Below are 25,193 nucleotides of genomic sequence, written 5' to 3'. Positions count from 1 at the left end.
CGCAGGAGAGATCACCGCATGGCACGACTGCTCTACCGGCTGGGCGTGGGCAGCGCCCGCCGCCCCCTGCTCGTCATCACCGCGTGGCTGCTGCTCGCCGCGGGCCTGGCCGCCGCCGCGATCGGCGGCATGCGCTTCACCGACGGCGGGTTCGAGATCGACGACACCGAGTCGAGCACCGCACTGGAGGTCGTCGAGCGCGAATTCCCGTCCCCGCCGCCGGAGAAGGGAACCGGCACCCTGCAACTGGTGCTGTTCACCGAGGACGGCACACCCCTGGGCGAGGCGCAGCGGACCGTCGTCGCCGACGTCCTCGCCCGCGCCGCGACCACCGGGCACGTCGCCGCGGTCTCCGACCCGTTCGACCCGACCCGCCCGACGATTTCCCCGGACGGCACCACCGCGATCGCCACCCTGTCGCTGCGCGAGGTCACCGAGGACAACCGCGACGCGGTGCACGACGCCGTGACCGCACTGGCCGAGCAGGCACGCGACCGCGGCCTGGGCGCGGAGGTGGGCGGCTCGCTCAGCGACCCCGTGCCGAGGTGTTCGGGCCCACCGAGATCGTCGGCGCGGTACTGGCCTTCGCCGTGCTGCTGCTGACTTACGGCTCACTGGCCGCCGCCGGGGCCAACATGCTGGGTGCCCTGGTCGGCGTCGCGGTGGGCGCGCTCGGCGTGTTGGCGTTCTCCGCCTTCTCGCCCATCGGCAGCATGACCCCGACCCTGGCGGTGATGCTCGGCTTGGCCGTGGGCATCGACTACTGCCTGTTCGTCCTGGCCCGCTTCCGGGCCGAGCTGCGCGAGGGGCGCTCGGTGGCGGACGCGATCGGACGTGCCACCGGCACCGCCGGATCCGCGGTCGTGTTCGCCGGCGGCACGGTGATCATCGCCCTGGCCGGGCTGGCAGTGGTCGGCATCGGCTTCATCACCGAGATGGGCGTGGCCGCCGCGGTCGGGGTAGCGGTCGCCGTGCTGATGTCGCTCACGCTGCTGCCCGCCGCGCTCAAGCTGATGGGACGCAACGCCCTGCCACGTCGTGAGCACGGCGGTGGCACGCCGGTCCGCGCCGATCGGATCGGTTTCCTGGACCGCTGGATCAAGCTGGTCGTCCGCCGGCCGGTCACGGTGCTCGTGGGCGCCGTGGCGGGCCTGCTCATGCTGGCCGTACCGGTGCTCTCGCTGACCACCTCGCTGACCACCCCCGGAGGCGAGGACCCCGACAGCACCCAGCGCGCCGCCTACGACCAGATCGCCGACGCGTTCGGCGCCGGCTATCAAGGACCGCTGATCGTGCTCGCGCAAGGCGACGGCGTGCAGGCCCGCCTGGACGAGGTGACCTCCGGACTCGCCACCCTCGGCAGGGTCGCCTCCGTCGTCCCCGCCGGCGTCAACGCCACCGGCGACACAGCGCTGCTCCAGGTCGTGCCCACCACCGGCCCGGTCGACGAGCGCACCGAGCGGCTCGTGCACGACATCCGTGACCGCGCCGACGCCGTGCCCGGGGTGAACCTGCTGGTCACCGGCCAGACCGCGATCGGCATCGACACCGACGAACGGCTGTCCACCGCCCTGATCACCTACCTGATCGTCATCGTCGGCCTGTCCCTGCTGCTGCTGATCATCGTCTTCCGCTCCCTGCTCGTGCCGCTGATCGCCACGGTCGGCTTCCTGCTCTCGCTCGGCGCGGGCGTGGGCGTCACCGTCGCGGTGTTCCAGTGGGGCTGGCTCGACCCGGTCTTCTCCGCCCCGCAGGGCAACCCGATGTTGAGCCTGCTGCCCGTGCTCATCGTCGGCATCCTGTTCGGCCTGGCCATGGACTACCAGGTGTTCCTGGTCTCGCGCATGCACGAGGCGCACGTGCGCGGTCTGGACCCGGTCGAGGCCGTGCTGGACGGCTTCGGGCGCACCGCCGTGGTGGTCGTGTCCGCCGCGACCATCATGACCGCGGTGTTCGCCGGGTTCGCGCTCAGCCCGTCGTCGCTGATCGGCTCCATCGGCCTGGCGCTGACCGCCGGCGTCGTCGCCGACGCGTTCGTCGTGCGCATGATCGTCGTGCCCGCGCTGCTGACCCTGCTCGGCCGCGGCGCGTGGTGGCTGCCCCAGTGGCTGGACCGTCTCCTGCCGCACCTCGACGCCGAAGGGCGGGCACTGGACGAGTCGTCACCGGCTCAGCTCGGCCACCAGGTCGGCGACCAGCTCCGCCCATCGGTCCCGGTCGCCGTGGGGAGCGCCGCTCAGCAGGTCGCGCAGTCCGGCCAGTTGGAAGTCGCGGACCCGTCGCACCAGGGTCCGGCCGCGCCGTGACGCCCTGACCAGCGTGCTGCGCCGGTCGAAACCGTCCGTGGCGCGCTCCACCAGCTCGTGCTCCTCCAGCACGCGCACCTGCTTGCTGGCCTGCGACTGGTCCACCCCGGCCCGCTGCCCCACCTCGGTGATGGGCAGCGGGCCGTGGGCGTCGATCAGGCGCAATGCGAAGTAGGCGGACTGCCGGATCGGCGCCCGCAGTTCCCGCAGCAGATCGTCGAACCCGTGGGAGGTGCCCACCAGCTCCACCAAGCCCACGACGACCTCGGCGTAGGAGCGCAGGTGCGGCGGCTCGGCATCCACCCCGGCGGCCCGCCGGCCACCCGGTGCGCCCGCCCCCAACCCCCGGCGCAACGCCGCGTCCACCAGCCGCAGCCACCGGGTCAGGTCCGCGACGTCGGCTTCCGGCCACCGCGCCACCGGGCGCAGGTAGTCCCGCAACCACGCCGCCCGCCACCGCCGGTCCACCTCCGCGCCGCGCTCGGACAACGCCACCAGGCTGCGCCGGCGGTCGGCCGGGTCGGCGGAGCGCCCGACCAACCCCGCCCGCTCCAGCGCCGACACCTGCCTGCTGGCCTGCCCCAGGTCGATCGCCAGCGCCGCCGCCAGGTCACCGCCACTGCGCGCGTCCCCCTGCGCCAGGACCAGCAGGGTGCGCAGCTCGGCGGCGGGCAGGTCCACGCCGGTGGCGTCGCGGAAACGGCGGGCGAAGGCGCGGCCGTGCGCGGCGAAGGCGATCAGGTTGACCAGATCCAGCGTCGCCGACTCCAACCGGACCTCGCCGACATCGATCGGCACGATTCGGTCCGACGTCTCACCCACCCCGTCCTCCTCCCCACGCCCGACCAGCCTAGCCGGCGGGCGCGGGACAGGGTCGATCACCGATGGGTGCCACCGTCGATGCGGATCTCGGTGCCGGTGACGAACGCGCGGCGTGCGGCAGGACTGGACCGGAGATGACCCGATCACCTCGTGGACGCTGGTCGAGGGTGACTGGCAGCTGGTGGGTACCAAGTCCGGGCCGACCCGGCTCGGGTTCGCGCTCATGCGGCGCGGGCACCGGACCGGAATGCCGGGAGTTGGGTTTGCCTGCGCCCCAACCGCGGGTGCCCAGACCAACTCACGATCACGCGAAAGGCCTTCCCAACGCGGGCCCGACGCTCTCGCCGGTCGTTCAGCGCTGACTCGGACGGACTGAACGGGTTGGAACATCAGCTGAGTGCTTGAATCTCGGTCGCTGGCTTCTCCTGGCTAGCCGCCCACGACGCCAACAGGGCCAGACCGTCCGCGGTCGCCGTGCCAGCGGGCGCGGTGTAGACGGTCAGGAGCAGGCCGGGGTCGGCAGGCAGCTCCATCGACTCGACGTCCAGGTCGAGCTGGCCCACTACCGGGTGGTGCACACGCTTGCGTCCGGACCGGTGGAGCCGAACGTCCTGCGACGCCCACCGCTGGCGAAACAGTTCACTGCGCGTTGACAACTCACCGACCAGGGCGATCAGCTTCTCGTCGTGCGGATTGCGGCCGGCTTCCATGCGTAGCTTCGCGGCCACATCGCAGACGATTCGGTCATAGTCGACGAAGAACGCTTCTGCCGCCTCGGGATCTAGGTACACGAACCGCGCGGTGTTCGCCGGCCGTCGCGTGTCGGCCAGCACCGGTGAATACAGCGCGCGGGCAAGTTGGTTCATGGCCAGCACGTCGTAACGGCCGTTGCAGATCCACGCCGGCGCATCGGTGATGGCGTCGAGCACCTGCTGAAGCGCCGGACGCACCGTCACGGCGGGGCGCCGGCGGCGTGGACCGCCGGGCGCCCTGGACTGCCGCGCAAGGTGGAACAGGTGATCGCGCTCGGCCTCGTCAAGTTGCAAGGCAGAGGCCAACGCGTCGAGCACCCCGTCGGAGGCACCGGCGAGGCTGCCGCGCTCCATCCGCACGTAGTAGTCGACCGATACCCCTGCTAGCAGAGCTGCCTCTTCGCGACGCAGACCGTTGACCCGGCGGTTGCCGCCGTAGCCGGGCAGTCCGGCCTGCTCGGGCGTGATCCGCGCGCGACGCGAACTCAGGAACTCCTTGATCTCGGTGCGCAGATCGATCGTGGCCACCCCGTCACGGTAGGCCCTGTCCGCAGGCGAAGGGAGGTACTGCTGGTACCCCCGTCAGGACCCGACTCGGCGGTATTCACGAGGGCCCGTCGGCCGCCGGCAAAGCCTCGCGCCGACGCCTAGGTACCCGATGCGGTCGTGGCGGTGCCGCCGTCGACCGGGATGATGGTGCCCGTCAGGTAAGCCCCGGCCCGGCTGGCGAGGAACACGGCGACACCTGCCATGTCGTCGTCGCGGCCGAGCCGGCGCAGCGGGGCCTTCGCCGCGATCGTGTCGCCGACGGCATCGATCGTGGCCGCCATCATCTGCGACGGGAACACTCCTGGGGCTACCGCGTTCACCGTGACGTGCTGGGGGCCCAGTTCCCTGGCGAGCACCCTGGTGAGTTGGTGGAGTGCCGCTTTGCTGCTGGCGTACGAGTAGTTGGGCGCCTCGGCGACGTGGATGGCGGCGATACTGCCGATGTTGATGATCCGCGCGGGATCATCGGCGGTGCCCGCCCTGCGCAGTGCCGGCAGCAGCGCCTGCACCAGCCAGAACGGCGACTTGAGGTTGAGGTCGATCACTGCGTCCCAGGCCTCGGCCGGGAACGTCTCCAGCGGCTCGCGCCACATCGCTCCCGCGTTGTTGACGAGGATGTCCAGTCGTTCCGAGTCGGCCGTGACCAGATCAGCGAGGCGCTGACACTCGTCGTACCTGGACAGGTCGGCGGGGATTGCTTGAACGTCGCCGAATTCGGACAGTAGACGCTGTGCTTCCGCGCACGCGTCTGCCGTGCGTGAGCTGACAATGACGTGGGCGCCCGCCTGCAGAAGGCCGCGCGCGATCATCATCCCGATGCCCCTGGTGCCGCCGGTGACGAGTGCGTACTTCCCACTCAGGTCGAAAAGGTCTGCGTGGGTGGTGAACTGGTTGTCCGCCACTGGTCTTCGTCCGTTCTGTCGCGGAAGCAGGTGTTGACACGGCGCGCCTCCGGTGCGGCTGAAACAAACTGATGGGGGTAGAGCCGCCGCGCGTGTCCATGAAGTGTTGTCGGCGCTGTCGTTCAGGGCTCCCAGGACGGATTCTCGGGTGCCGCCGTGCGCGCCTGCCGTGGATCCGTTACTTCTCCTGGGGGTGACTGGACGCCACCGCAACCAGGTTGGCAGGCGTCCTGGACGGCTGGGAGATCCTGGCGGTGCAGGTACTGCGAGAGCCTCCCTTGCCTGGCGCGCCGCCTCCAGGTTGACCTGGAGTCCCTGGACCTCGCCGCGCCATCCGCTGGCGCGGGCTTCGGCGATCCGGTCGGTGACATCGCGGGTGATGTCCAGCAGCCGAACCCGCTGCCGGGGGTCCACGCGCGGCATGGCGGCGCCGGATGCGGGCTTCGCTGAACTACCGCATGTGCCGAGGTCGACGAGGGGCCGGCGAGGCGCGGGAGAATGCGCTGTCGCGGCAGCAGCGGACGTTCGCAGGGGAGCGGATCAGGGTGATCCCAGCCACTCCCGACCTACGGTGAACTCACCGGCGGTGCAAGCCATGCGTGGACGAACTGCTGGGTGCCAATCACGCGCAGCAGTTCAAGCTTTTCGGCGGCGTCGGTGCCCTGCAGCGGCAGGAGGATCCGCATCCGGATACCGGTCTCAGGTGTCACGAGCAACCGGCAACGCAGTTGGATCAGCCCGACCGCGGGGTGCTGGACGTCCTTCAGATCGGAATGTCGGACGGCGACGTCGTGCCGGTCCCACAGCGTCCGGAACTCCGCACTGTGGGCGGCGAGATCAGCTACCAGCTTGGCGATCTGGTGGTCCGCGCCGCGGCGGGAGTACGTGGCGCGAAGGTCGCTGACGTGCGCCGCCGACAGGCGGGCCCGGTCTGCTTCCGGAGCGAGATCACGCGAGTCCTGGCGGGTGAACCAGCTCCGATAGACATTGCTGTCGCGGTCGGAGCGAAGCCCGTCACGGCAGGCTAGGGCGTCGTCGAGCGCGTTGGTGTAGAGCACGTCTCCCAGGTCGTTGTGGATGCATGTCGGCAGGCCATCGAGGTGTGCGGCGAGTTGGAGCAATCCCGGGTCGACACGGTGACCGATCTGGCGCGGCGCGACGGGCACGCCGGCGAGGCGGAACAGGTGGTCCTTCTCGTCGGGGGTGCACCGCAGCGCGCGAGCGAGGGCGGTCACGACCGACTCCGACGGGTCGGAACCGCGAGCCTGCTCCAGTCGCGCGTAGAAGTCGCTCGATATGCCCGCCAGCACGGCGACCTCCTCGCGCCGCAGGCCGGGTGTCCGGCGACGCGACGTTTCCGGCAGGCCAACCTCCGACGGCGAGAGCTTCTCGCGCCGCCGACGCAGGAAGTCGGCGAGTCCGGGCCGGTCGATCACCTGTTCAGTATGCTCGCGCGGACGCGGCCCACCCAGGACGAGATTGGTCCTGGATAGATCAGTCCTGGTTGACCAGGACGATCGGCCGCACAGTGGGTTCGTGACGAACAACTGTGTTCAGCTCGCCCGGCGCATCCCCGTCCCTGACGCGGTTCCGACCGTCGCGGTCAACCCGGTCACCCTGCCGGCGCCGGACCGTGGCCTCCCGCTGCAGCTGCGGGTCACCGCACCCCTGCACGGCGACGCCGTCGCGATCGTGCTGCTGTCTCACGGGGGCGGCAGTTCGCACTATCTGGTGTCGAAGGACGGCTATTCGCCCCTGGTCGACTTCTACGCCAGTCACGGATTCGCCGTCATCCAGCCGACCCATCTCAGTTCCCCGGGCGGCGGGCTCGGCCTCGACACCGGCGCCCCCGGCCACCCGCTGTTCTGGCGATCGCGGATCGACGACTTCACGCTCATCCTCGACAATCTCAACGCCATCGAGGCCCAGGCGCCGGTCGTCGCCGGGCGACTCGACCCGACGCGCATCGCCGTCGTCGGTCACTCCGCGGGCGGCAACACGGCCAGCGTGCTGCTCGGCGCGCGGGCCACCGATCCGGCCAGCGGAACCGTGCTCGACCTGCGTGACCCCCGCATCAGCGCGGGTGTGCTGCTCGCCTCCACCGGCAGCGCCGAGGGCATGACCGACACCATGCGCGAGCGGTACTCCGAGCTGGCAGCCGACTTCGCACACCTGACCACACCGACGCTGGTCGTCTACGGCGACGAAGACGACAACCCTGCCGCCACCACCCGCGGCGCCGACTGGCACGCCGAGCCCTACCACCGCAGCCCGGGTGCCGACGCCCTGCTGACCCTCCCCGGCGCCAAGCACTACCTCGGCGGCATCATGGGCTACAGCCTCGCCGAGACCGACGACGAGGACCCCGAACGGCTGGCGGTCACCCAGCGCGCGACATGGGCCTACCTGCGATCGGCCCTCCACGACGGTGACCCCGCGTGGCAGCAGGCCAGCGAAGCGATCCACAGCAATCCGTCGCTCGGCCAAGTGCGGACCAAGTAGCCGCCACCAGCGCTGCGTGCGGGTGGCAGGCGCGAGGCGCAGGTCCGCTGAACGTCCACAATGCCACCATTCGGCATGACACGACATTGTGAGCCGTCAACTCGGTCGGGACGTGGATGTTGTTCGACCGGTGAGTGGGGTGGAGGGGGGCATGCCGAGTGTGACCGCGTGGTCGTGAAGACAGGCAGTGCCAGATCCGCGTGCACAGGTGCCGACAGAGACCTTCCTCTTCCGCCTTCCGATGAACCGCTTCCGCCGGCGAGGACGGAACGGGACTTGGCCGCGCTCGGTGCGCCCAGGCCGCTTCGTGTCCTGTTTGGACGGTGGGTGCACCACGGGCATCGCGTTCCAGCCTCTGTCCGCCAGGTCTGGTCACAGGTCGGCCACGCGCCAGACGCCGAGCGACTTGTCGGTGAAGTGCGGGTGGTACTCGGTGCAGTGCTCGTTGACCAGCCGCACCGGGGGCGCGAGGGAGAACGGCGGGGCGGTGAGGTTGATCGGACGCCAGCCACCCGTGTCGATGTCCCAGTTGTCCCACCGGGGGAAGGTCGTGGTGACCAGCCAGGTCGCCCCGCTCGCGCGGATGGCGTCCAGTGCCCGGAAGACGTCGGCGTCGCTGAAGTGCACCAGACAGTCCCGGCAGAACACGAGATCGGCCTGCGGCAACGGGTCCGCCAGCAGGTCCAGCACGCGGAACTCCCGCCCGGGCGCGCCGAACCGCTCCCGGTTGCGCTCGACCACCCACGGCACCACGTCCGCGCCCACGTAGCGCTCCACGCCGAGGTCGACCCGGGACATCCAGAACCAGTCTCCGCACGGCACGTCCAGGAAAGTTCGCACGCCCAGTGCACGCACCAGGCGCGGCAGTTCGCCGCGGATCACCTCGGTCTGCACCAGGTTGGAGCCGAAGCCCGACCTCGACTCCTCCCGGCCCCACTCGCCGCTCGCGTAGATGCGGGTGAACGTGTCCCGCATCCGGTTCCCAGGCTCCACCACGGGCAGTCCCGGTCAGCTCGCGGCCTGGATCGACGCCGTGTACGGCTCGATGATCTTGAGCACTTCGGGCTCCCAGATCGCCGGGTGCTGGGCCCGGCACGCGCCGCCGGGGCGGGAACGCGCGTGCGCCACCGCCGTCAGCAGGGACGCCGACGTCACCTTCCTGGTGTAGCGCTCCTGGATCCACTGCCGGCCCGCGGCGCGCAGCTCCTCCTGGCCCGGCATCTCCAGCAGCTCGAACACCTTGTCCGCCAGCAGGGTCGGCCGGTGTTCCGCGACCGCCCAGGCGGCGGGCGCCTCGAACAGTTCCTCGCCACCGCCGGCCGGGTAGCCGGTCACGAGGCAGCCGGCGGCGAGCGCTTCCGCGGCGGGCAGGCCGAAACCCTCGCCGGCGTAGGAGTTGAACGCGACGAACACCGATGTCGTCGCGAGCACCTCGGCGACCCCGTCATGGGACAGGCCCTTGATCTCGCGGAGTTCGACGCCCGCGCACCTCGGGTCGTTGCGCAGGATCCGCCGCAGCAGCAGGCCGTCGGCCGGCCGCTTGCGCGGCATCCACGCCACGCTGGGGCGGCGGTGCGCGCCTGGTCGGAAGACCTCGGTGTCGACGGGGTTCGGGATCAGGTCGGCAGGGGGCAGGTGGGGCACCGCCCGCGCCAGCACCGCGGCGCTCTCCCGGGAGATCGTCCACAGTGACGGCGTCGGCGACCAGCCCGGGTAGTCCTCGATGTCGGGGCAGGTGACGAAGGTGAGGAAGTGCGCCTGGTTGAGCACGACCTTGCGGGCGCCCGGTGCGGGATCACGGCCGGGGAGCACGGCCAACTCGGGGAGCACGAGCACGTCGTCCTCGGTCAGATCCAGGTGCCAGCCCGAGAGAGTCGGCACCGTGTCCTCGAACCACGTGTACCGGAAGCCGGGGGTCGGCGTCCAGCGGTAGGCCTCGACTCCGGCTTCGACCAGCGTCGCGACGTGATCGGTGGCCAGCCGGATGCCGCCGACCGGGATCTGTGATTCGGCGCCGATGTAGATGACACGACCGGCCATGCCCGCTCCCTCCGAGGGTCCTGGCGAACGACTGCTTCTGGGCACCGGTGGGAGAAACGGGGCGGGTCGAACGGCCCCCTGACAACTTCGTGGTCTACACCATTGCCCGCCCCGGGGCAAGCCCTGTCCGACAAGGCGGGTGCGAACCGGTGCGAACCGTGGACGAACGGACACTTCTCCTTGGGGGACAGGACAATCCTTGATCGGAGATGGACCCCGGGTTACTGTGACACGAAGGACACGATCGTTAACTACCGGTAATCGACCTTGTGCCCGGGCGATCCACAAGCCGGGTGTTCTCCCCCTTTCTCCGCGAGCGGTACCGCTTGCCGTCGGTCCGTGCCGCGCCCTGTTCATCCCGTCCGAGCACCGTGCTGGGAAAGCGGATTCCCCGAGGGGGGTTCGCGGATTTCCCGTGGAGGTGGTGAGTGGAACCGCGCAGTGCCGCAAGCCGTTCCGTGGCGGTGGTCGGGCTGGGCTGCCGACTGCCCGGCGCGCCGGACTCCCGGGCGTTCTGGCGGCTGCTGACCGAGGGCAGGCACGCCCTCGGCCCGGCACCGGCAGGCCGAGGCCACCTCGACGGCGGCTACCTCGACGACGTCGACCGCTTCGACGCGGAGTTCTTCGGCATCCCCGCTCGGGAGGCCGCACAGATCGATCCGCAGCACCGGCTGGCGCTCGAACTGGGCTGGGAAGCCCTTGAGGACGCCGGGATCGTCCCCGGCGGCCTGCGCGACCGCCGCGTCGGGGTCTTCCTCGGGGCCACCGCCGACGACTACACCGTGCTGGCCGACCGGCGGGGCGCCGACGCGGTCGGGCCGCACACCACGCCCGGACTCAGCCGGTCGATGCTGGCCAACCGCCTCTCCTACGTCCTCGGCCTGACCGGTCCCGGGGTCACGGTGGACTCCGGGCAGTCGTCCTCACTGGTCGCGGTGCACCTGGCCGCCGAGAGCGTGCGCGGTGGCGAATCCGAACTCGCGCTCGCCGGCGGGGTCACCCTGAACCTGCTCGCCGAGCGGGAACTCGCGCTGGAGCGGATGGGGGTGCTGTCGCCGCGCGGCCGCTGCTTCACCTTCGATGCCCGCGCCGACGGCATCGTCCGCGGTGAGGGCGGCGGGATCGTCGTGCTGAAGCCGCTGTCCGACGCACTGCGCGACGGCGACCGCGTCTACTGCGTCCTGCGGGGCGGTGCGGTGAACAGCAACCCCGCGCGCGGGGGCCTGGTCACGCCGGACGCGGCCGGCCAGGAGGCGCTGCTGCGCGCGGCCTACCGGCACGCCGGCGTGGCCCCGGGCGCCGTGGACTACGTGGAGCTGCACGGAACCGGCACCCCGACGGGCGACCCGGTGGAGGCCGCGGCGCTCGGGGCGGCACTGGGCGAAGGCCGGGCCCGGCCGCTCCTGGTCGGCTCGGTGAAGACCAACATCGGGCACCTGGACGGGGCCGCCGGCGTCGCCGGGCTCATCAAGACCTCGCTCGGCCTGCACCACGGGCAGCTGCCGGCCAGCCTCAACTACGCCAGTCCCCACCCGCTGATCGCCCTCGAGGAGTGGCGCTTGCGAGTGGTCACCGGGCTGACCGAGTGGACCGGTGCGCCCAGGCTCGCCGGGGTCTCGTCGTTCGGACTCGGCGGCACCAACTGCCACCTGGTGCTCGAGTCGGCGCCGCCCGCCGTCCGCCCACCGGAGCCACCGGTTCCGGACGTGCTGGCGTGGCCGCTGTCGGCGCGAACCGAGCACGCCCTGCGCGAGCAGGCCGCCCGGATCGAACCCCTGGGATCGCCCGCGGACACCGGTTTCTCCCTCGCGACGACCCGCACGCACTTCGAGCGGCGCGCGGTCGTCGTCGGCACCGAGGTGGCGCGAGGACTGGCCGCGCTGGCCGAGGGCGTGTCCGCGCCCGGTGTGGTCACCGGGCGGGTCACCGGCGGCGAGGTCGCCGCGTTGTTCGCCGGGCAGGGCACCCAGTGGCCCGGGATGGGCGCCGACCTGCACCGGACGTTCCCCGTGTTCGCGGCGGCCTTCGACGAGGTCTGCGCGCACTGCCCGTCCGGGCTGCGGGACCTGGTCTTCGGGGACGACGGCGAGACGCTGGACCGCACCGAGTTCATCCAGCCCGCGCTGTTCGCCTTCCACGTGGCCGCCTACCGGCTGGTCGAGTCGTTCGGCGTGCGGCCCGCACTGGTGTGCGGGCACTCGTTCGGCGAGATCGCGGCCGCCCACGTCGCCGGAGTGCTGTCGCTGGCGGACGCGTGCACGCTGGTCACCGCACGGGGGCGGCTGATGCAGTCGCTGCCACCGGGCGGCGGAATGCTCGTCGTCCGCGCGCCCGAGGCCGAGGCCGCGACGCTGCTCGCGGGGCGCGAGGACCTGGTGGGCGTCGCCGCGGTCAACAGCGTGAGCGAGGTGGTGCTGTCCGGGGCCACGAGCGCGCTGGCGGAGTGCGCGCGGCTCGCCGAGGCCGCGGGCTGGGCACCGAAGTGGGTCAACGTCCAGGTCGCCGGGCACGGGCCGCTCACCGACCCGATGCTCGACGAGTACGCGGAGGTGGTGCGCGGCCTGACCCTGCGGGCACCGCGGCTGCCGATGGTCTCGACGGTGACCGGAGGCCAGGTCACGCCCGCTGAGGTGACCTCGGTGGAGCACTGGATCGGCAACGTGCGGGCCACTGTCCGGTTCGCCGACGCCGTCCGGTCGCTGGGTGCGCTCGGCGCCACCACCTTCCTGGAACTGGGCCCCTCGGCCGCTCTCTCGGTGCCGGCGGCGGCCTGCCTGGAGGGTGATCACGAGTTCATCCCCGCCCTGCGCCGCAGGGGAGACGGCGTCGCGCAGTTGTTGTCCGCGCTGGCCGCCGCCTACGTCCGCGGTGTGCCGGTCGACTGGTCGGTGCTCTACCCGGGCGGCCGGCGGACGAGCCTGCCGACCTACCCCTTCCAGCGGCAGCGGTACTGGCTGGACAGCGTGCCGGACCCGGTCGCGCCCACTACGGCCGTCGATGTCGCCGCGGTGGTGACCGCGGAACTCGGCCTGGTGCTCGGCCGGCGGGACATCGACGCCAGCAGCGGGATCCCGTTCAGCGCGCTCGGTGTCGACTCGCTGGCCACGGTGGAGCTGCGCCGCCGCGTCTCGCGCGCCACCGGGGTCGAACTGCCCTCGACCGCGCTGTTCGACCACCCGACCCCCGCCGCCCTCGTCGAGCACCTGCGCGCGTGCGCGCCGGAAACCCCGCCGCGACCACCCGAACCGCGGCCGGCGGGCGACACCGATCCCGTGGTGATCGTCGGAATGGCGTGCCGGCTTCCCGGCGGCGTCGCCTCCCCGGAGGACCTGTGGGAACTCGTCGCCCGTGGCGGCGACGCCATCGGGCCGCTGCCCGCCGATCGCGGCTGGGACACCGCCGGGATCACCGCCGGGGGCGGGGGTTTCCTGCACGACGCGGCCGGCTTCGACCCGGCCCTGTTCCGGATCTCGCCGCGCGAGGCGATGGCGATGGACCCGCAGCAGCGGCTCGCGCTGGAGGTCGCCTGGGAGGCCGTCGAACGGGCCGGGATCGACCCGACGCGGCTCGCCGGCAGCGACACCGGGGTCTACCTCGGCGCGATGGCGCAGGACTACGGCCCGCGCCTGCACGAGGTGACCGGGACCGCGGGCGGGCTCGCCCTGACCGGCACGCTCACCGGGATGGTCGCCGGGCGGGTGGCCTACGCCCTCGGGCTCGAAGGCCCGGCGCTGACCCTCGACACCGCGTGCTCGTCCGCACTGGTGGCACTGCACTCCGCGGTGCGCGCCCTGCGGGCGGGGGAGTGCTCGCTCGCGCTGGCCGGTGGGGTGACCGTGATGGCCAGCGCCGGGGTGTTCCTTGAGTTCTCCCGCCAGGGCGGGCTCTCCCCGGACGGCCGGTGCCGGTCCTTCGCCGCGGCGGCCGACGGCACCGGCTGGGCCGAGGGCGCGGCCGTGCTCGTCGTCGAGCGGCTGTCCGACGCCCGGCGCAACGGGCACGACGTGCTGGCCGTGGTGCGGGGCAGCGCGATCAACTCCGACGGCGCGTCCAACGGCCTGACCGCGCCCAGCGGGCTCGCCCAGCAGCGGGTCATCCGGGCCGCACTGGCCGACGCCGCCCTCTCGGCCGAGGCGGTCGATGTCGTCGAGGCGCACGGCACCGGCACCGTGCTCGGCGACCCGATCGAGGCGAACGCGCTGATCGCGGCCTACGGGCCGGGCCGGGCCACCCCGCTGTGGCTGGGCTCGCTGAAGTCCAACATCGGGCACACCCAGGCCGCGGCCGGGGTCGCGGGTGTCATCAAGGTGGTTCAGGCGATGCGGCACGCCGTGCTGCCGCCGACCCTGCACGCCGAAGCGCCCTCGGCCCAGGTGGACTGGGCGAACTCCCCGCTGCGGCTGCTGACCCGGGCACGGCGGTGGGACGGACCGCGGCGCGCGGCGGTGTCCTCGTTCGGGATCACCGGGACCAACGCGCACGTGGTCCTGGAAGCGGCGGACCCGGCGCTGGAGCCGCGACCCGCCGACGGTCCCGGGTGCTGGCCGCTGTCCGCCGCGACACCGGAAGCGCTGCGCGCCCAGGCGCTGCGGCTGTCCACAGTGGAGCACGGCAGTCCGGCGGACGTCGGGTTCTCCCTCGCGACCACCCGGGCCCACCTGCTCCACCGGGCCGTGGTCGTGGGCCGCGACCGCGACCAGTTGCGCGCGGCACTGGCCGCGCTGGCCCGGGGCGAGCCGGACGACCGGCTGGTCACCGGTGTCGCGGACCGCGAGCGCCGACCGGTTTTCGTCTTCCCCGGCCAGGGTGCGCAGTGGACCGGCATGGCGCGGGAGCTGCTGGAGACCGCACCGGTGTTCGCCGAGACGCTCACCGAGTGCGCGCGGGCACTGGAACCGCACGTGGACTTCGCACCGCTCGAAGCGCTCGATGACGAGCAGGCGCTGTCGCGGGTCGAGGTGGTGCAACCCGTGCTGTGGGCCGTGCTGGTGTCCCTGGCGGCCCTGTGGCGCTCGTGGGGTGTCGAACCCGCGGCGGTGGTCGGGCACTCGCAGGGCGAGATCGCCGCGGCCTGCGTCGCGGGCGCGCTGTCACTGGCCGACGGCGCGCGGGTGGTGGCTGTCCGCAGCCGGTTGATCGCCGAGGAACTGGCGGGCACCGGCGGCATGGCGTCGGTGGCGGCGCCGCTGGACGAGGTGCGGGCACTGATCGGGGACCGGCTGGACATCGCCGCGGTCAACGGCCCGTGTTCGGTGGTCGTCTCCGGGCAGGTCGAGTCGATCCTCGATGATCCCCGCGTCCGGCGGATCGCCGTGGACTACCCCTCGCACTCGGCCGCGGTGCAGCGCCTGGCGGAGCGGTTGCCTCGGGAGCTGGCGTCGATCGAGCCGAGGCCCCCCGCGATCCCGTTCTTCTCCTCGCTCGGCGAGTTCGACTCGCTGGACGCCGGCTACTGGTACCGGAACCTGCGCCAGCCCGTCCGCTTCGAGCGGGCGGTCCGCGCGTTGCTCGCCGCCGGTCACGACCTCTTCCTGGAGGTCGGCCCGCACCCGGTGCTGACCGGAGCCATCGAGCAGACCGCGGCGGACGCGGGTGCGGCGGCCGCCGTGACCGGCACGACCAGGCGCGGCAGCGGGGACCTCACGCAGGTGCACCTCGCCCTCGGGGTGCTCGCCACGCACGGCTGCCCGGTCGACTGGACGGCGGTGTTCGCCGGTGCCCGGCGGGTCGCCCTGCCCACCTACGCCTTCCAGCACCGCAGGTTCTGGCTCGACGCCGGCGCGGGCCGGCCCGCTTCCGGGCACCCGCTGATCCGCGACGTCGTGGAGCTGCCGGGGATGGACGGCGTGGTGCTGACCGCTCGGCTCGCGCCCGACGCGGAGCCGTGGCTGGGCGAGCACCGGGTGCGCGAGGAGATCGTGTTCCCCAGCACGGGCATCGCCGAACTCGTGTTCCAAGCCGCCGCGCAGGCCGGGGTGGACGGCATCGAGGAACTGGTCCTGCACGCGCCGCTGGTGCTGCCCGCCGAGGCGCGCGTGGTCGTGACCGGCACCCGCGCCACCGTGCACGCCCGGCGGGCGGCCGGCCTGCCGTGGGTGTTGCACGCCACCGCGGTCCTCGGCACCGACGGCCCCGCCGGCGCGGTGCTCGACGGGCCGCCCGCAACCGCGGCGGAACTGGACGTCAGCGACTTCTACGCGGAGCTGGCAGCGCACGGGGCCTGGTACGGGCCGGAGTGCCGGGGCCTGCGCCGGGCCTGGTCGTGCGGCTCGTCCGCCCACGTCGAGATCGAGCCGCCCCCGGCCGACGCCGCCCGCTACGGCGCGCACCCGGCCGCGGTGAACGTCGCCCTCCAGGCCGCCGCGCTGGTCGGTGTTCCCGCCGACTGGATGCCGTTCTCGTGGACGGGGGCCCGGCTCCACCTGCCCGGTGCGACGCCCGCGCGGGCCCTGCTCACCCGGACCGCGCCGGGAACGATCGCCGTCACGGTCGCCGACGCCGCCGGTGCGGTGATCCTCTCCGTCGACGGCGTGGTCCTCCGGCCACCGGTGCCCTCCGGCGGGCTGTACCAGCTGCGGTGGGACCCGGTCGACGCGACCGACCCCGTCGGGGACGTGCTCGTGCTCGACGAGCCGGATCCGCACGCGGCCGCGCGGTCGGTGTTGCGGGTGATCCAGGAGCGGCTGGCCGGGCCGGTGGCGCCGCTGACCGTGGTCGTCGGCGAGGACCTCGCCGGGGCCACCGCCGGCGGCCTGGTGCGCTCGGCGCAGTCCGAGCACCCGGGCCGGTTCATCCTGGTCCACAGCGACGCCGGGCCGCCAGCCCTGCTCCCGCCTGGCGAGCCGGAACTGCGGGTGCGTGACGGAGGGACGCTGGTGCCCAGGCTGGTGCCGGCAGAACCCGCGCCACGCCGCTGGAAACCCGAGGGCACCGTGCTGATCACCGGCGGCACCGGTGGTCTCGGCCGGGCACTGGCCCGCCACCTCGTCCGCGAGCACGGCGTGCGCGAACTGCTGCTGCTGAGCCGGTCCGGGGGTGACGCGGCCGAGTTCGACGATCTGGACGCCGAGGTCACGGTGGTGGCGGCGGACGTCGCCGACCGCGCCGCGCTGGCCGCCGCCGTGGCCGGCCGCACCCTCAGCGCCGTGGTCCACCTCGCCGGGGTCGTCGACAACGCCCTCGTCGAGGCGCTGACCTCCGAGCAGCTGACCCGGGTCCTGCGCCCCAAGATCGACGGGGCCGCGAACCTGCACGAACTCGCCGGGACCGCGGACCTGGTGCTGTTCTCCTCGATCGCCGGTGTCCTCGGCGGCATGGGCCAGGCCAACTACGCGGCCGCCAACGCCTACCTCGACGCGCTGGCCGCGCACCGCCGGCACCGGGGGCTGCCCGCGGTGTCCCTGGCGTGGGGGCCGTGGACGGCCGAGATCGGCATGATGGGCAAGCTCGGCGAGGCCGACCGGCGCAGGCTGGCCCCGGCCGGACTGTCCTGTCTGGACGTCGAGGCCGCGCTGCGCCTGTTCGACGCCGCGGTGCGCACGGACGCCCCCGTCGTGGCGCCGGTGCTCTGGACGGCCGACGCGCCCGCCGCGGTCCCGCCGGTGCTCGGCGAGGTCTTCCGCACCCGGGGCCGGGCCGAGGCCCGCGACAGGAGCCCCGAGGCCGTCGGCGACCTGATCCGCGCAACGCTGGCGGCGGTGCTCGGCCACGGTCCGGAGTGGACGGTGTCCCGCGACGCCGCGTTCCGGGACCTCGGCGTGGACTCGCTGACCGCGGTCGAACTCCGCAACCGGTTGGCCGGACTGACCGGGCTGCGCCTGCCGACGACGCTGGTCTTCGACCACCCCACGCCCGGTGCGCTCACCGAACACCTCACCGGGCTGGTCGAGGGCCGCGCCGCCCGGCGGGTGCGCGCACCGGCGCCGGTGTCGACCGAGGAGCCCATCGCCGTGATCGGCATGGCCTGCCGCTTCCCCGGCGGGGTCGCCTCGCCGGAGGACCTGTGGCGGCTGGTGGCGGACAACGTCGACGCGGTCACCGGGGTCCCGGACGGGCGCGGCTGGGCGCTCGACGGCGAACCGGCCGGGTTCGGCGGCTTCCTGCCCGACGTGGCCGAGTTCGACGCGGACTTCTTCGGCCTCTCCCCGATCGAGGCCCTCAGCATGGACCCGCAGCAGCGCCTGCTGCTGGAGACCACCTGGGAGGCACTCGAACGCGCTGGCATCGACCCGCGCGCGCTGGCCGGCACCGACACCGGCGTCTTCACCGGGGTCGGCTACCACGACTACCACTGCGTGGTGCGGGAAGCCGAGCAGCTGCGCGGACACGTGCTCACCGGCGTCTCCGGCGCGGTCGCCTCCGGGCGCATCGCCTACGTGCTCGGCCTGCAAGGACCCGCGGTCACCCTGGACACCGCGTGCTCGTCCTCGCTGGTCGCGCTGCACTGGGCGGTGCGGTCACTGCGGTCCGGCGAAACCTCGCTCATGCTCGCCGGCGGCGTCACCGCGATGGCGACCCCGGACCCGGTCGCCGAGTTCAGCCGACAGGGCGGCGTGTCGCGCGACGGGCGGTGCAAGGCGTTCGCCGAGGCCGCCGACGGCACCGGGCTGTCCGAGGGCGTCGGCGTGCTGGTGCTGGAGCGCCTGTCCGACGCCCGCCGCCACGGGCACCGGCCGCTGGCCGTCATCCGCGGGTCGGCGGTCAACTCCGACGGCGCGTCCAACGGCCTGACCGCGCCCAGCGGGCCCGCCCAGCAGCGGGTGATCCGGGCCGCGCTGGCCGACGCCGGGCTCACCCCCGCCGATGTCGACCTCGTGGAGGCGCACGGCACCGGCACCGCCCTGGGTGACCCCATCGAGGCGCACGCCCTGCTCGCGACCTACGGGCAGGACCGGCAGCGGCCGCTGCTGCTCGGCTCGCTGAAGTCCAACATCGGCCACACCCAGGCCGCCGCCGGGGTCGGGGGCGTGATCAAGGCGGTGCTGGCGCTGCGCCACGGCGAGATCCCGGCGACCCTGCACGTCGACGCCCCGTCGTCGAAGATCGACTGGTCGGCGGGGCGGGTCGAGCTGGTGCGGGAGAACCGGCCGTGGCCACAGACCGGGCGGGTCCGGCGTGCGGCGGTGTCCTCGTTCGGCATCAGCGGCACGAACGCGCACCTCATCCTGGAGGAGGCCACCCCGGAAGAGGTCGGTGACCCGCCCGAGCGGGCCCCCGGGACCGGCGGGCTCGTCCCGTGGGTCCTCTCCGGACACACCGAGGCGGCGCTGCGGGCGCAGGCCGACCGGCTGGCGCGCTGGCCGGGGCCGGGATCGGCGGCCGAGGTCGGCGCGGCGCTGTCTCGGGGCAGGGCCGCGCTCACCCACCGCACCGTCCTGTTCGGACACACGCGGGACGAGCTGCGCGCGGCGCTGACCGGTGCGCTGCGCGTGCGCGCCGCCCGACCGGACGGGCGCACCGCGTTCCTGTTCTCCGGCCAGGGGTCGCAGCGCGCCGGGATGGGACAGGCGCTGCGCGCGGCGTATCCGGCGTTCGCCGAGGCCCACGACGAGGTGCGCGCGGCGTTCCCGCCCGGACTGCTCGACGGCGACCTCGACCAGACCGAGTTCGCCCAGCCGGCGTTGTTCGCCGTCGAGGTCGCGACCTGCCGCCTGCTGGAGTCGTTCGGGGTCCGCGCGGACCTGCTGCTCGGCCACTCCGTCGGCGAGATCGCCGCCGCGCACGTCGCCGGGGTACTCTCCCTCGCCGACGCCGCGACCCTGGTCACGGCCCGGGGGCGGCTGATGCGAACGCTGCCCGGTGGGGTGATGATCGCCCTCGACGCGGCCGAGGACGAGGTGGCGGGCGAGCCCGGGGTGTCCGTCGCCGCGGTGAACGGGCCGGGTTCGGTGGTCATCTCCGGGCCCGAGGACGCCGTCACCCGCGTCGCGTCGCGCTTCGGCGGCGGCCGGCGCCTGCGGGTGTCCCACGCGTTCCACTCCGCACTGGTGGAGCCGGTGCTCGCGCGGTTCCGCGAGGTCGCCGCCGGGATCAGCTACCGGAGCCCGCGCACGCCCGTGGTCTCCACCCTCACCGGAGCCCTCGCCAGCGAGGAGGACCTGCGCACACCCGCGTACTGGGTTCGGCAGCTGCGCGAGACCGTGCGGTTCTCCGAGGCGGTGCTGGCCGCCGGGAGAGCCGGGGCGAGACGCCTGGTCGAGGTCGGCCCCGGCGCGAGCCTGACCGTGCTCGCGCGCGGCATCCTGGGCGAGGACGCGGTGTGCGCGCCGGCGTTGCGGGACGAACCGGACTCGGTGCTGCACGCGGTCGCGGACCTGTTCACCGACGGGGTGGCCGTCGACTTCGCGCCCGCGTTCCCGGGGGTGTCGCCGCACCGGGCGGACCTGCCGACCTACGCCTTCCAGCGCGAGCACTTCTGGCCCGGCCACGACCACGGCGGCCGGGCCTACCGCATCGAGTGGCGGCCGGTCGAGACCGCGCCGGCGGCGCTGTCGGGCACCTGGCTGCTCGTCGACCCGCCACCCGGGCTGGGCGAGGGCCTGGCCCGCCACGGCGCCGAGGTGGTGCTCCTCGCCTCGGGCGCGGGTTTCGCCCAGCGACTCCGGCAGGCCCCGCGGCCCGACGCTGTCGTGCTGTCCACCTCGGACTGCCGTGAGCTGCTGACGCTGGACCGCGAACTGGACGACGAGGTCGGCGTCTGGGCGCTGACGGCCGGCCGGCCCGAGCACGCCGCCGTGCGCGGCCTCGGCCGGGTGCTCGCGCTGGAGAAGCCGCGCCGCTGGCTCGGTTCGGTCGAGCTGCCCGGTGCGCTGGACGAGGACCTGCTCGGCAAGCTGGTCCGGGTACTGGCCGGGCACACCGGTGAGGACCAGGTCCGCATCGCCCCCGACGGGGTGTTCGGCCGCCGGCTGGTCCGGGCACCGCGAACCCCGTCCCGCGCCTGGCGGCCGCACGGCACGATCCTGGTCACCGGCGGGACCGGGGCGCTGGGCGCGCAGGTGGCCCGCTGCTTCGCCGGGCACGCGGACCACCTCGTCCTGGCCAGCCGCCGGGGGCTCGCCGCGCCCGGCGCCCCCGCGCTCGTCGCCGAACTGGCGGCGGCGGGCACCCGGGTCACCGCGCACGCCGTGGACATCACCGACGACGCCGCGCTGGCCGGGCTCGTCGCCGCGCACCCCGACCTCACCGCCGTCGTGCACGCCGCGGGAGTGCTCGACGACGGCATCGTCGACTCGCTGACGCCCGAACGCTTCGACGCGGTGTGGCGACCCAAGGCCCACGCGGCCCGGCGGCTGCACGAGCTGACCCTCGGCCACGACCTCTCGGCGTTCGTGCTGTTCAGTTCCCTGGCCGGGGTGGTCGGCGGCGGTGGGCAGGGCAGCTACGCGGCGGCCAACGCCTACCTCGACGGGCTGGCCGAACACCGCCGCTCGCTCGGCCTGCCCGCGCTGTCGGTGGCGTGGGGCGCCTGGGCGGGCGAGGGCATGGCGGCGGGGGGCGTGCACGCCGAGGGCGTGCGGCCACTGGCGCCGCAGGACGCGCTGACCGCGCTCGAACAGGCCCTGGGCCGCGACGAGCCGTCGGTCGTCGTCGCCGACGTCGACTGGCCGGTGTTCGCCGAGCAGTTCACCGCCGGCCGCCCGAGCCCGCTGCTCGCCGAACTGCACGCCCCGGCCACCAGACGCGCCGACCTCGACGGGCTGACCGGGACCGCGCGCCGCCGGGCGTTGCTCGACCTGGTCGTGCGGCACGCGGCGGCGGCGCTCGGGCACAGCGCGCCCGCCCGGCTCGATCCGGACCGACCGTTCTCCGACGCCGGCTTCACCTCGCTGACGTCGGTCGAACTGCGCAACCGGCTGGCCGCCGAACTCGGTGTCGCCCTCCCGGCCGCCCTGGTGTTCGAGTTCCCGACCGCCCGGGCGCTGGCCGAACACCTGGCCGACCCGGACGAGCCCGAGGACGGCGGCCTCGCTGACGGCCTCGCTGACGACTCCGCTGACGACCCCGGCGACGACCTCGCCGGGGCGAGCGCGGAGGACCTCTTCGAACTCATCGACCGGGAGCTGGGATGAGCAGCGAGCAGAAGCTGCTGGACTACCTCCGGCGGACCACCGCGGACCTGCGCCGGGCGCGGCGGCGGATCAACGAGCTGGAGACCGGCGGGCGCGAGCCGATCGCGCTCGTCGCCGCCGGCTGCCGGTTCCCCGGCGGGGTGAGTTCACCCGAGGAGCTGTGGCGACTGGTGGCCGAGGGCACGGACGCCATCACCGCCGTCCCCGCCGACCGCGGCTGGCACCTGGCGCCCGGCGTCCCCGCCCACGGCGGCTTCCTGACCGGGGCGGACGAGTTCGACCCGGACTTCTTCGGCATCTCGCCCAAGGACGCGCTGTCGATGGACCCCCAGCAGCGCGTCCTGCTGGAGATCACCTGGGAGGCGTTCGAACGCGCCGGGATCGTGCCGGCCTCGGTGCACGGCGAACCGGTCGGGGTGTTCGTGGGCACGAACGGCCAGGACTACCGCGACCTGCTCGTGCACGAACCGGCGCTCGGGATCGGCGCCAACACCGCCGCCGCGAGCCTGTCCGGGCGGGTCTCGTACACCTTCGGCCTGCAGGGCCCGTCGGTCACCGTCGACACCGCGTGCTCCGCCTCGCTGGTCGCGCTGCACCTCGCGGCGCGGGCGCTGCGCGCGGGGGAGTGCTCGCTGGCGCTGGCCGGCGGCGTCACCGTGATGACCACCCCGGGCGTGTTCGCCGAGTTCAGCAGGCAGGGCGGGCTCGCTGCCGACGGCCGGGCCAAGGCGTTCGGTGACGGCGCCGACGGCACGAGCTGGTCCGAGGGCGCCGGCGTCGTCGTGCTGGAGCGGCTCTCCGACGCCCGCCGCCACGGTCACCCCGTGCTGGCGGTGCTGCGGGGCAGCGCGGTGAACTCCGACGGCGCCTCCAACGGCCTCACCGCCCCCAACGGCCGCGCGCAGCGCCGGGTCATCCGGGCCGCGCTCGCCGACGCCGGTCTGTCGGCGCCGGAGGTCGGCGCGATCGAGGCCCACGGCACCGGGACCCGGCTCGGCGACCCGATCGAAGCGGCCGCGCTGCTCGCCACCTACGGGCAGGACCGCGACCGGCCCGCGTTCCTCGGCTCGCTCAAGTCGAACCTCGGGCACACCCAGGCGGCCGCGGGCATCGCCGGCGTGCTCAAGATGACCGAGGCCCTGCGCCGGGGCGAACTGCCCCGCACCCTGCACGCGGACCCGCCGTCGTCCCGGGTGGACTGGGCAGCGGGCGCGGTGGCGCTGCTGCACACCGCGCGCGCCTGGCCGGCGGAGGACACCCCGCGCCGCGCGGCGGTGTCGGCGTTCGGCGTCAGCGGCACGAACGCCCACGTCATCCTCGAACAGGCCCCGGCGGCGCCACCGCGGCAGCCGGCGCCCACGTCCTGGCCGGTCCCGATCCTGGTGTCCGGCCGGGACACCGAGTCACTGCGGGCCCAGGCCGCGGCACTGGCGAAGGTGGCGCCCGACCTGCCCGCCGGCGACCTCGGGCGTGCGCTGGCCGTGCACCGGACGGCGTTCGCGCAGCGGGCGGTGGTGCTCGCGCACGACCCGGAGCAGCTGCGCCAGGGCCTGCGCGCGATCGCGGGCGGCGCCGCCGCGCTGACCGGCCGGGGCAGAACCGACCCCGTGCTGGCGTACGCCTTCTCCGGGCAGGGCGAACAGCGCGTGGACATGGGAGCCGGGCTGGCCGCCCACTACCCGGTGTTCGCGGACGCCTTCCACGCCGCCGGCGGCGCGCTCGCGCCCGGCGCGGACGCCACCCGCGCGGAGTTCGCGCAGCCCGCGCTGTTCGCGTTGGAAGTGGCGCTGTTCCGGCTGCTGGAGTCCTGGGGCGTGCGGCCGGACCACCTGATCGGCCACTCCATCGGCGAGATCGCCGCGGCGCACGTCTCCGGCGTGCTGTCCCTGGCCGACGCGCGCACGCTGGTGACCGAGCGCGCCCGGCTGATGCGGGCGCTGCCCGAGGCGGGCGCGATGGCCGCCGTCGAGGCCGCCGAGCACGAGATCCCGCTCGCGCCGGGGTTGGGCGTCGCCGCGGTCAACGGGCCGTCCTCGGTGGTCGTCTCGGGGACCGAGGCCGAGGTCACGGCCGTCGCCGAGCACTTCGCCGGCCTGGGCCGCCGCACGCGCCGGCTGGCGGTGAGCCACGCCTTCCACTCGCCGCTGATGGACCCGATGCTGGCCGAGTTCGAGGAGGTCGTGTCGGGGCTGTCCTTCGGCGCCGCCGAGATCCCGATCGTGTCCACCGTCACCGGGCGGCTCGCCGGTGACGAGATCCGCTCGCCGCGGTACTGGGTCGACCACGTGCGCCGGACCGTCCGCTTCGCCGACGCGCTGCGGACCGCGGTGGACGCCGGGACGACGGTGCTGGCCGAACTCGGTCCCTCGGCAGTGCTGTCCGGGCTGGCCGCCGCGCACGTGGACGCGGTCCCGCTGCTGCGGGCCGACCGCGACGAGCAGGTGACGGCGCTGACCGCGCTGGCCCGCCTGCACATCCACGGGGTCCGCGTCGACTGGGCGCCGCTCTTCCCCGGCGCCGCCCGGGTCGACCTGCCGACGACCGTGTTCCGGCGGCGGCGGTTCTGGCCAGGCACCGTGGCCGGGGCGCCGCTGCTGGCGCACCGGGTCGACCGGCCGGAGGGCGGGGTGGTCCGCACGGGCACGCTCTCGCTCACCCGCCAGCCGTGGCTGGCCGACCACGTGGTCGACGGGGTGCCGGTGTTGCCAGGCACGGCCTTCACCGAGCTGGTGACGGCCGCGGCCGCCGACCTCGGGCACACCCGGATCGCCGAACTCGTGCTTGAGGAACCCCTCGTCCTCACCGCCGAGACGGAACTCACCCTCGTCATCGACGCCGTCGGCGCCGTCACCGTCCACTCCAGACGGGACGGTTCGTGGACCCGCCACGCGACGGGCACCGTGGACGCCAGCCCGGCCAACCCCGACACCTTCGCCTGGCCGGCGGACGCGCCAGCCGTTGACCTCGAAGGGTTCTACGAGGCGCTGGAGGGGTTCTCCTACGGCCCGGCCTTCCGAGGGCTGCGCGAGGTGCTGCGCCAGGACGGCGCGGTGTTCGCGCGCGTCCGGCTGCCCGAGGAGGTGGCAACGGGCGCGTTCGGCGTGCACCCCGCGCTGCTGGACGCCGCGCTGCACGCCCTGCCGTGGACCGGGGTGGACGCCGCGGCGATGCCGTTCGCCGTCACCGGGCTGACGGTGCACGCCACGGGAGCGAGAGAACTGCGGGTCCGCATCCGGCGCACCGGCCCGG

10 protein-coding genes and 1 pseudogene (1 of these 11 only partly in view) are annotated in these 25,193 nt (G+C 73.9%); 5 read left to right on the top strand and 6 right to left on the bottom strand.

Translation table 11 applies throughout. The annotated features are described in order from the left end of the window. Window positions 1-18 precede the first annotated feature (18 nt). Together LX83_RS23915 and LX83_RS23910 are read left to right on the top strand one after the other, a co-directional pair. Window positions 19-603 carry an MMPL family transporter gene (locus tag LX83_RS23915; protein WP_253775124.1) on the top strand — a complete coding sequence of 195 codons (585 nt, stop codon included), beginning with the start codon at window positions 19-21 and terminating at the stop codon, window positions 601-603. After that, a complete protein-coding gene (locus LX83_RS23910; protein ID WP_253775122.1) occupies window positions 546-2,306 on the top strand; it encodes an MMPL family transporter in 1,761 nt (586 codons plus the stop codon). Before LX83_RS23915 ends, LX83_RS23910 begins: the two co-directional genes overlap by 58 nt. Before the next feature lie 27 nt (window positions 2,307-2,333). Here LX83_RS23910 and LX83_RS23905 read toward each other — a convergent pair. The 4 genes and pseudogenes from LX83_RS23905 to LX83_RS23890 form a co-directional block, all read right to left on the bottom strand. Next, window positions 2,334-3,353, bottom strand: a pseudogene (locus LX83_RS23905) (MarR family transcriptional regulator); the annotation flags it as partial. A gap of 164 nt (window positions 3,354-3,517) precedes the next feature. Next, on the bottom strand, window positions 3,518-4,408 hold the full coding sequence (locus LX83_RS23900; protein ID WP_253775119.1) for a helix-turn-helix transcriptional regulator: 891 nt from the start codon (window positions 4,406-4,408) through the stop codon (window positions 3,518-3,520). A gap of 119 nt (window positions 4,409-4,527) precedes the next feature. Continuing rightward, window positions 4,528-5,331 carry an SDR family oxidoreductase gene (locus LX83_RS23895; RefSeq protein WP_253775117.1) on the bottom strand — a complete coding sequence of 268 codons (804 nt, stop codon included), beginning with the start codon at window positions 5,329-5,331 and terminating at the stop codon, window positions 4,528-4,530. A gap of 566 nt (window positions 5,332-5,897) precedes the next feature. Further along, on the bottom strand, window positions 5,898-6,767 hold the full coding sequence (locus LX83_RS23890) for a helix-turn-helix transcriptional regulator (protein WP_253775115.1): 870 nt from the start codon (window positions 6,765-6,767) through the stop codon (window positions 5,898-5,900). Between the two features lie 100 nt (window positions 6,768-6,867). Here LX83_RS23890 and LX83_RS23885 point away from each other — a divergent pair, with 100 nt between their 5' ends. Beyond that, entirely contained in the window at window positions 6,868-7,833 is a 966-nt protein-coding gene (locus LX83_RS23885) for an alpha/beta hydrolase family protein (RefSeq protein ID WP_253775113.1), read from the top strand. Window positions 7,834-8,205: 372 nt separating this feature from the next. Here the strand turns inward: LX83_RS23885 and LX83_RS23880 are convergent, their stop codons facing one another. After that, on the bottom strand, window positions 8,206-8,808 hold the full coding sequence (locus LX83_RS23880; protein ID WP_253775111.1) for a class I SAM-dependent methyltransferase: 603 nt from the start codon (window positions 8,806-8,808) through the stop codon (window positions 8,206-8,208). Between the two features lie 33 nt (window positions 8,809-8,841). Next, complete coding sequence (locus LX83_RS23875; protein WP_253775109.1) at window positions 8,842-9,873, bottom strand: glycosyltransferase; 1,032 nt, start codon at window positions 9,871-9,873, stop codon at window positions 8,842-8,844. A gap of 428 nt (window positions 9,874-10,301) precedes the next feature. Here LX83_RS23875 and LX83_RS23870 point away from each other — a divergent pair, with 428 nt between their 5' ends. Both LX83_RS23870 and LX83_RS38010 read left to right on the top strand, forming a co-directional pair. Then, window positions 10,302-21,944, top strand: a complete 11,643-nt coding sequence (locus LX83_RS23870; RefSeq protein ID WP_253775107.1) for an SDR family NAD(P)-dependent oxidoreductase — start codon at window positions 10,302-10,304, stop codon at window positions 21,942-21,944. Beyond that, window positions 21,941-25,193, top strand: partial view of a type I polyketide synthase gene (locus LX83_RS38010; RefSeq protein ID WP_301328757.1) — the beginning only. 10,235 nt of this gene lie beyond the right edge of the window; only the first 3,253 of its 13,488 coding nucleotides appear in the window; it begins with the start codon at window positions 21,941-21,943; the stop codon falls past the right edge of the window. Before LX83_RS23870 ends, LX83_RS38010 begins: the two co-directional genes overlap by 4 nt.

The sequence above is a fragment of the Goodfellowiella coeruleoviolacea genome (assembly GCF_024171785.1).
GTDB classification, from domain to species: domain Bacteria; phylum Actinomycetota; class Actinomycetes; order Mycobacteriales; family Pseudonocardiaceae; genus Goodfellowiella; species Goodfellowiella coeruleoviolacea.
This window is presented reverse-complemented; position numbering and strand designations above follow the sequence as displayed.

Bases quoted from the DNA above. Each gene is read 5' to 3' on its own strand.
- LX83_RS23880 (WP_253775111.1), bottom strand. From the start codon at position 8,808: ATGCGGGACACGTTCACCCGCATCTACGCGAGCGGCGAGTGGGGCCGG.
- LX83_RS23875 (WP_253775109.1), bottom strand. From the start codon at position 9,873: ATGGCCGGTCGTGTCATCTACATCGGCGCCGAATCACAGATCCCGGTC.
- LX83_RS23915 (WP_253775124.1), top strand. From the start codon at position 19: ATGGCACGACTGCTCTACCGGCTGGGCGTGGGCAGCGCCCGCCGCCCC.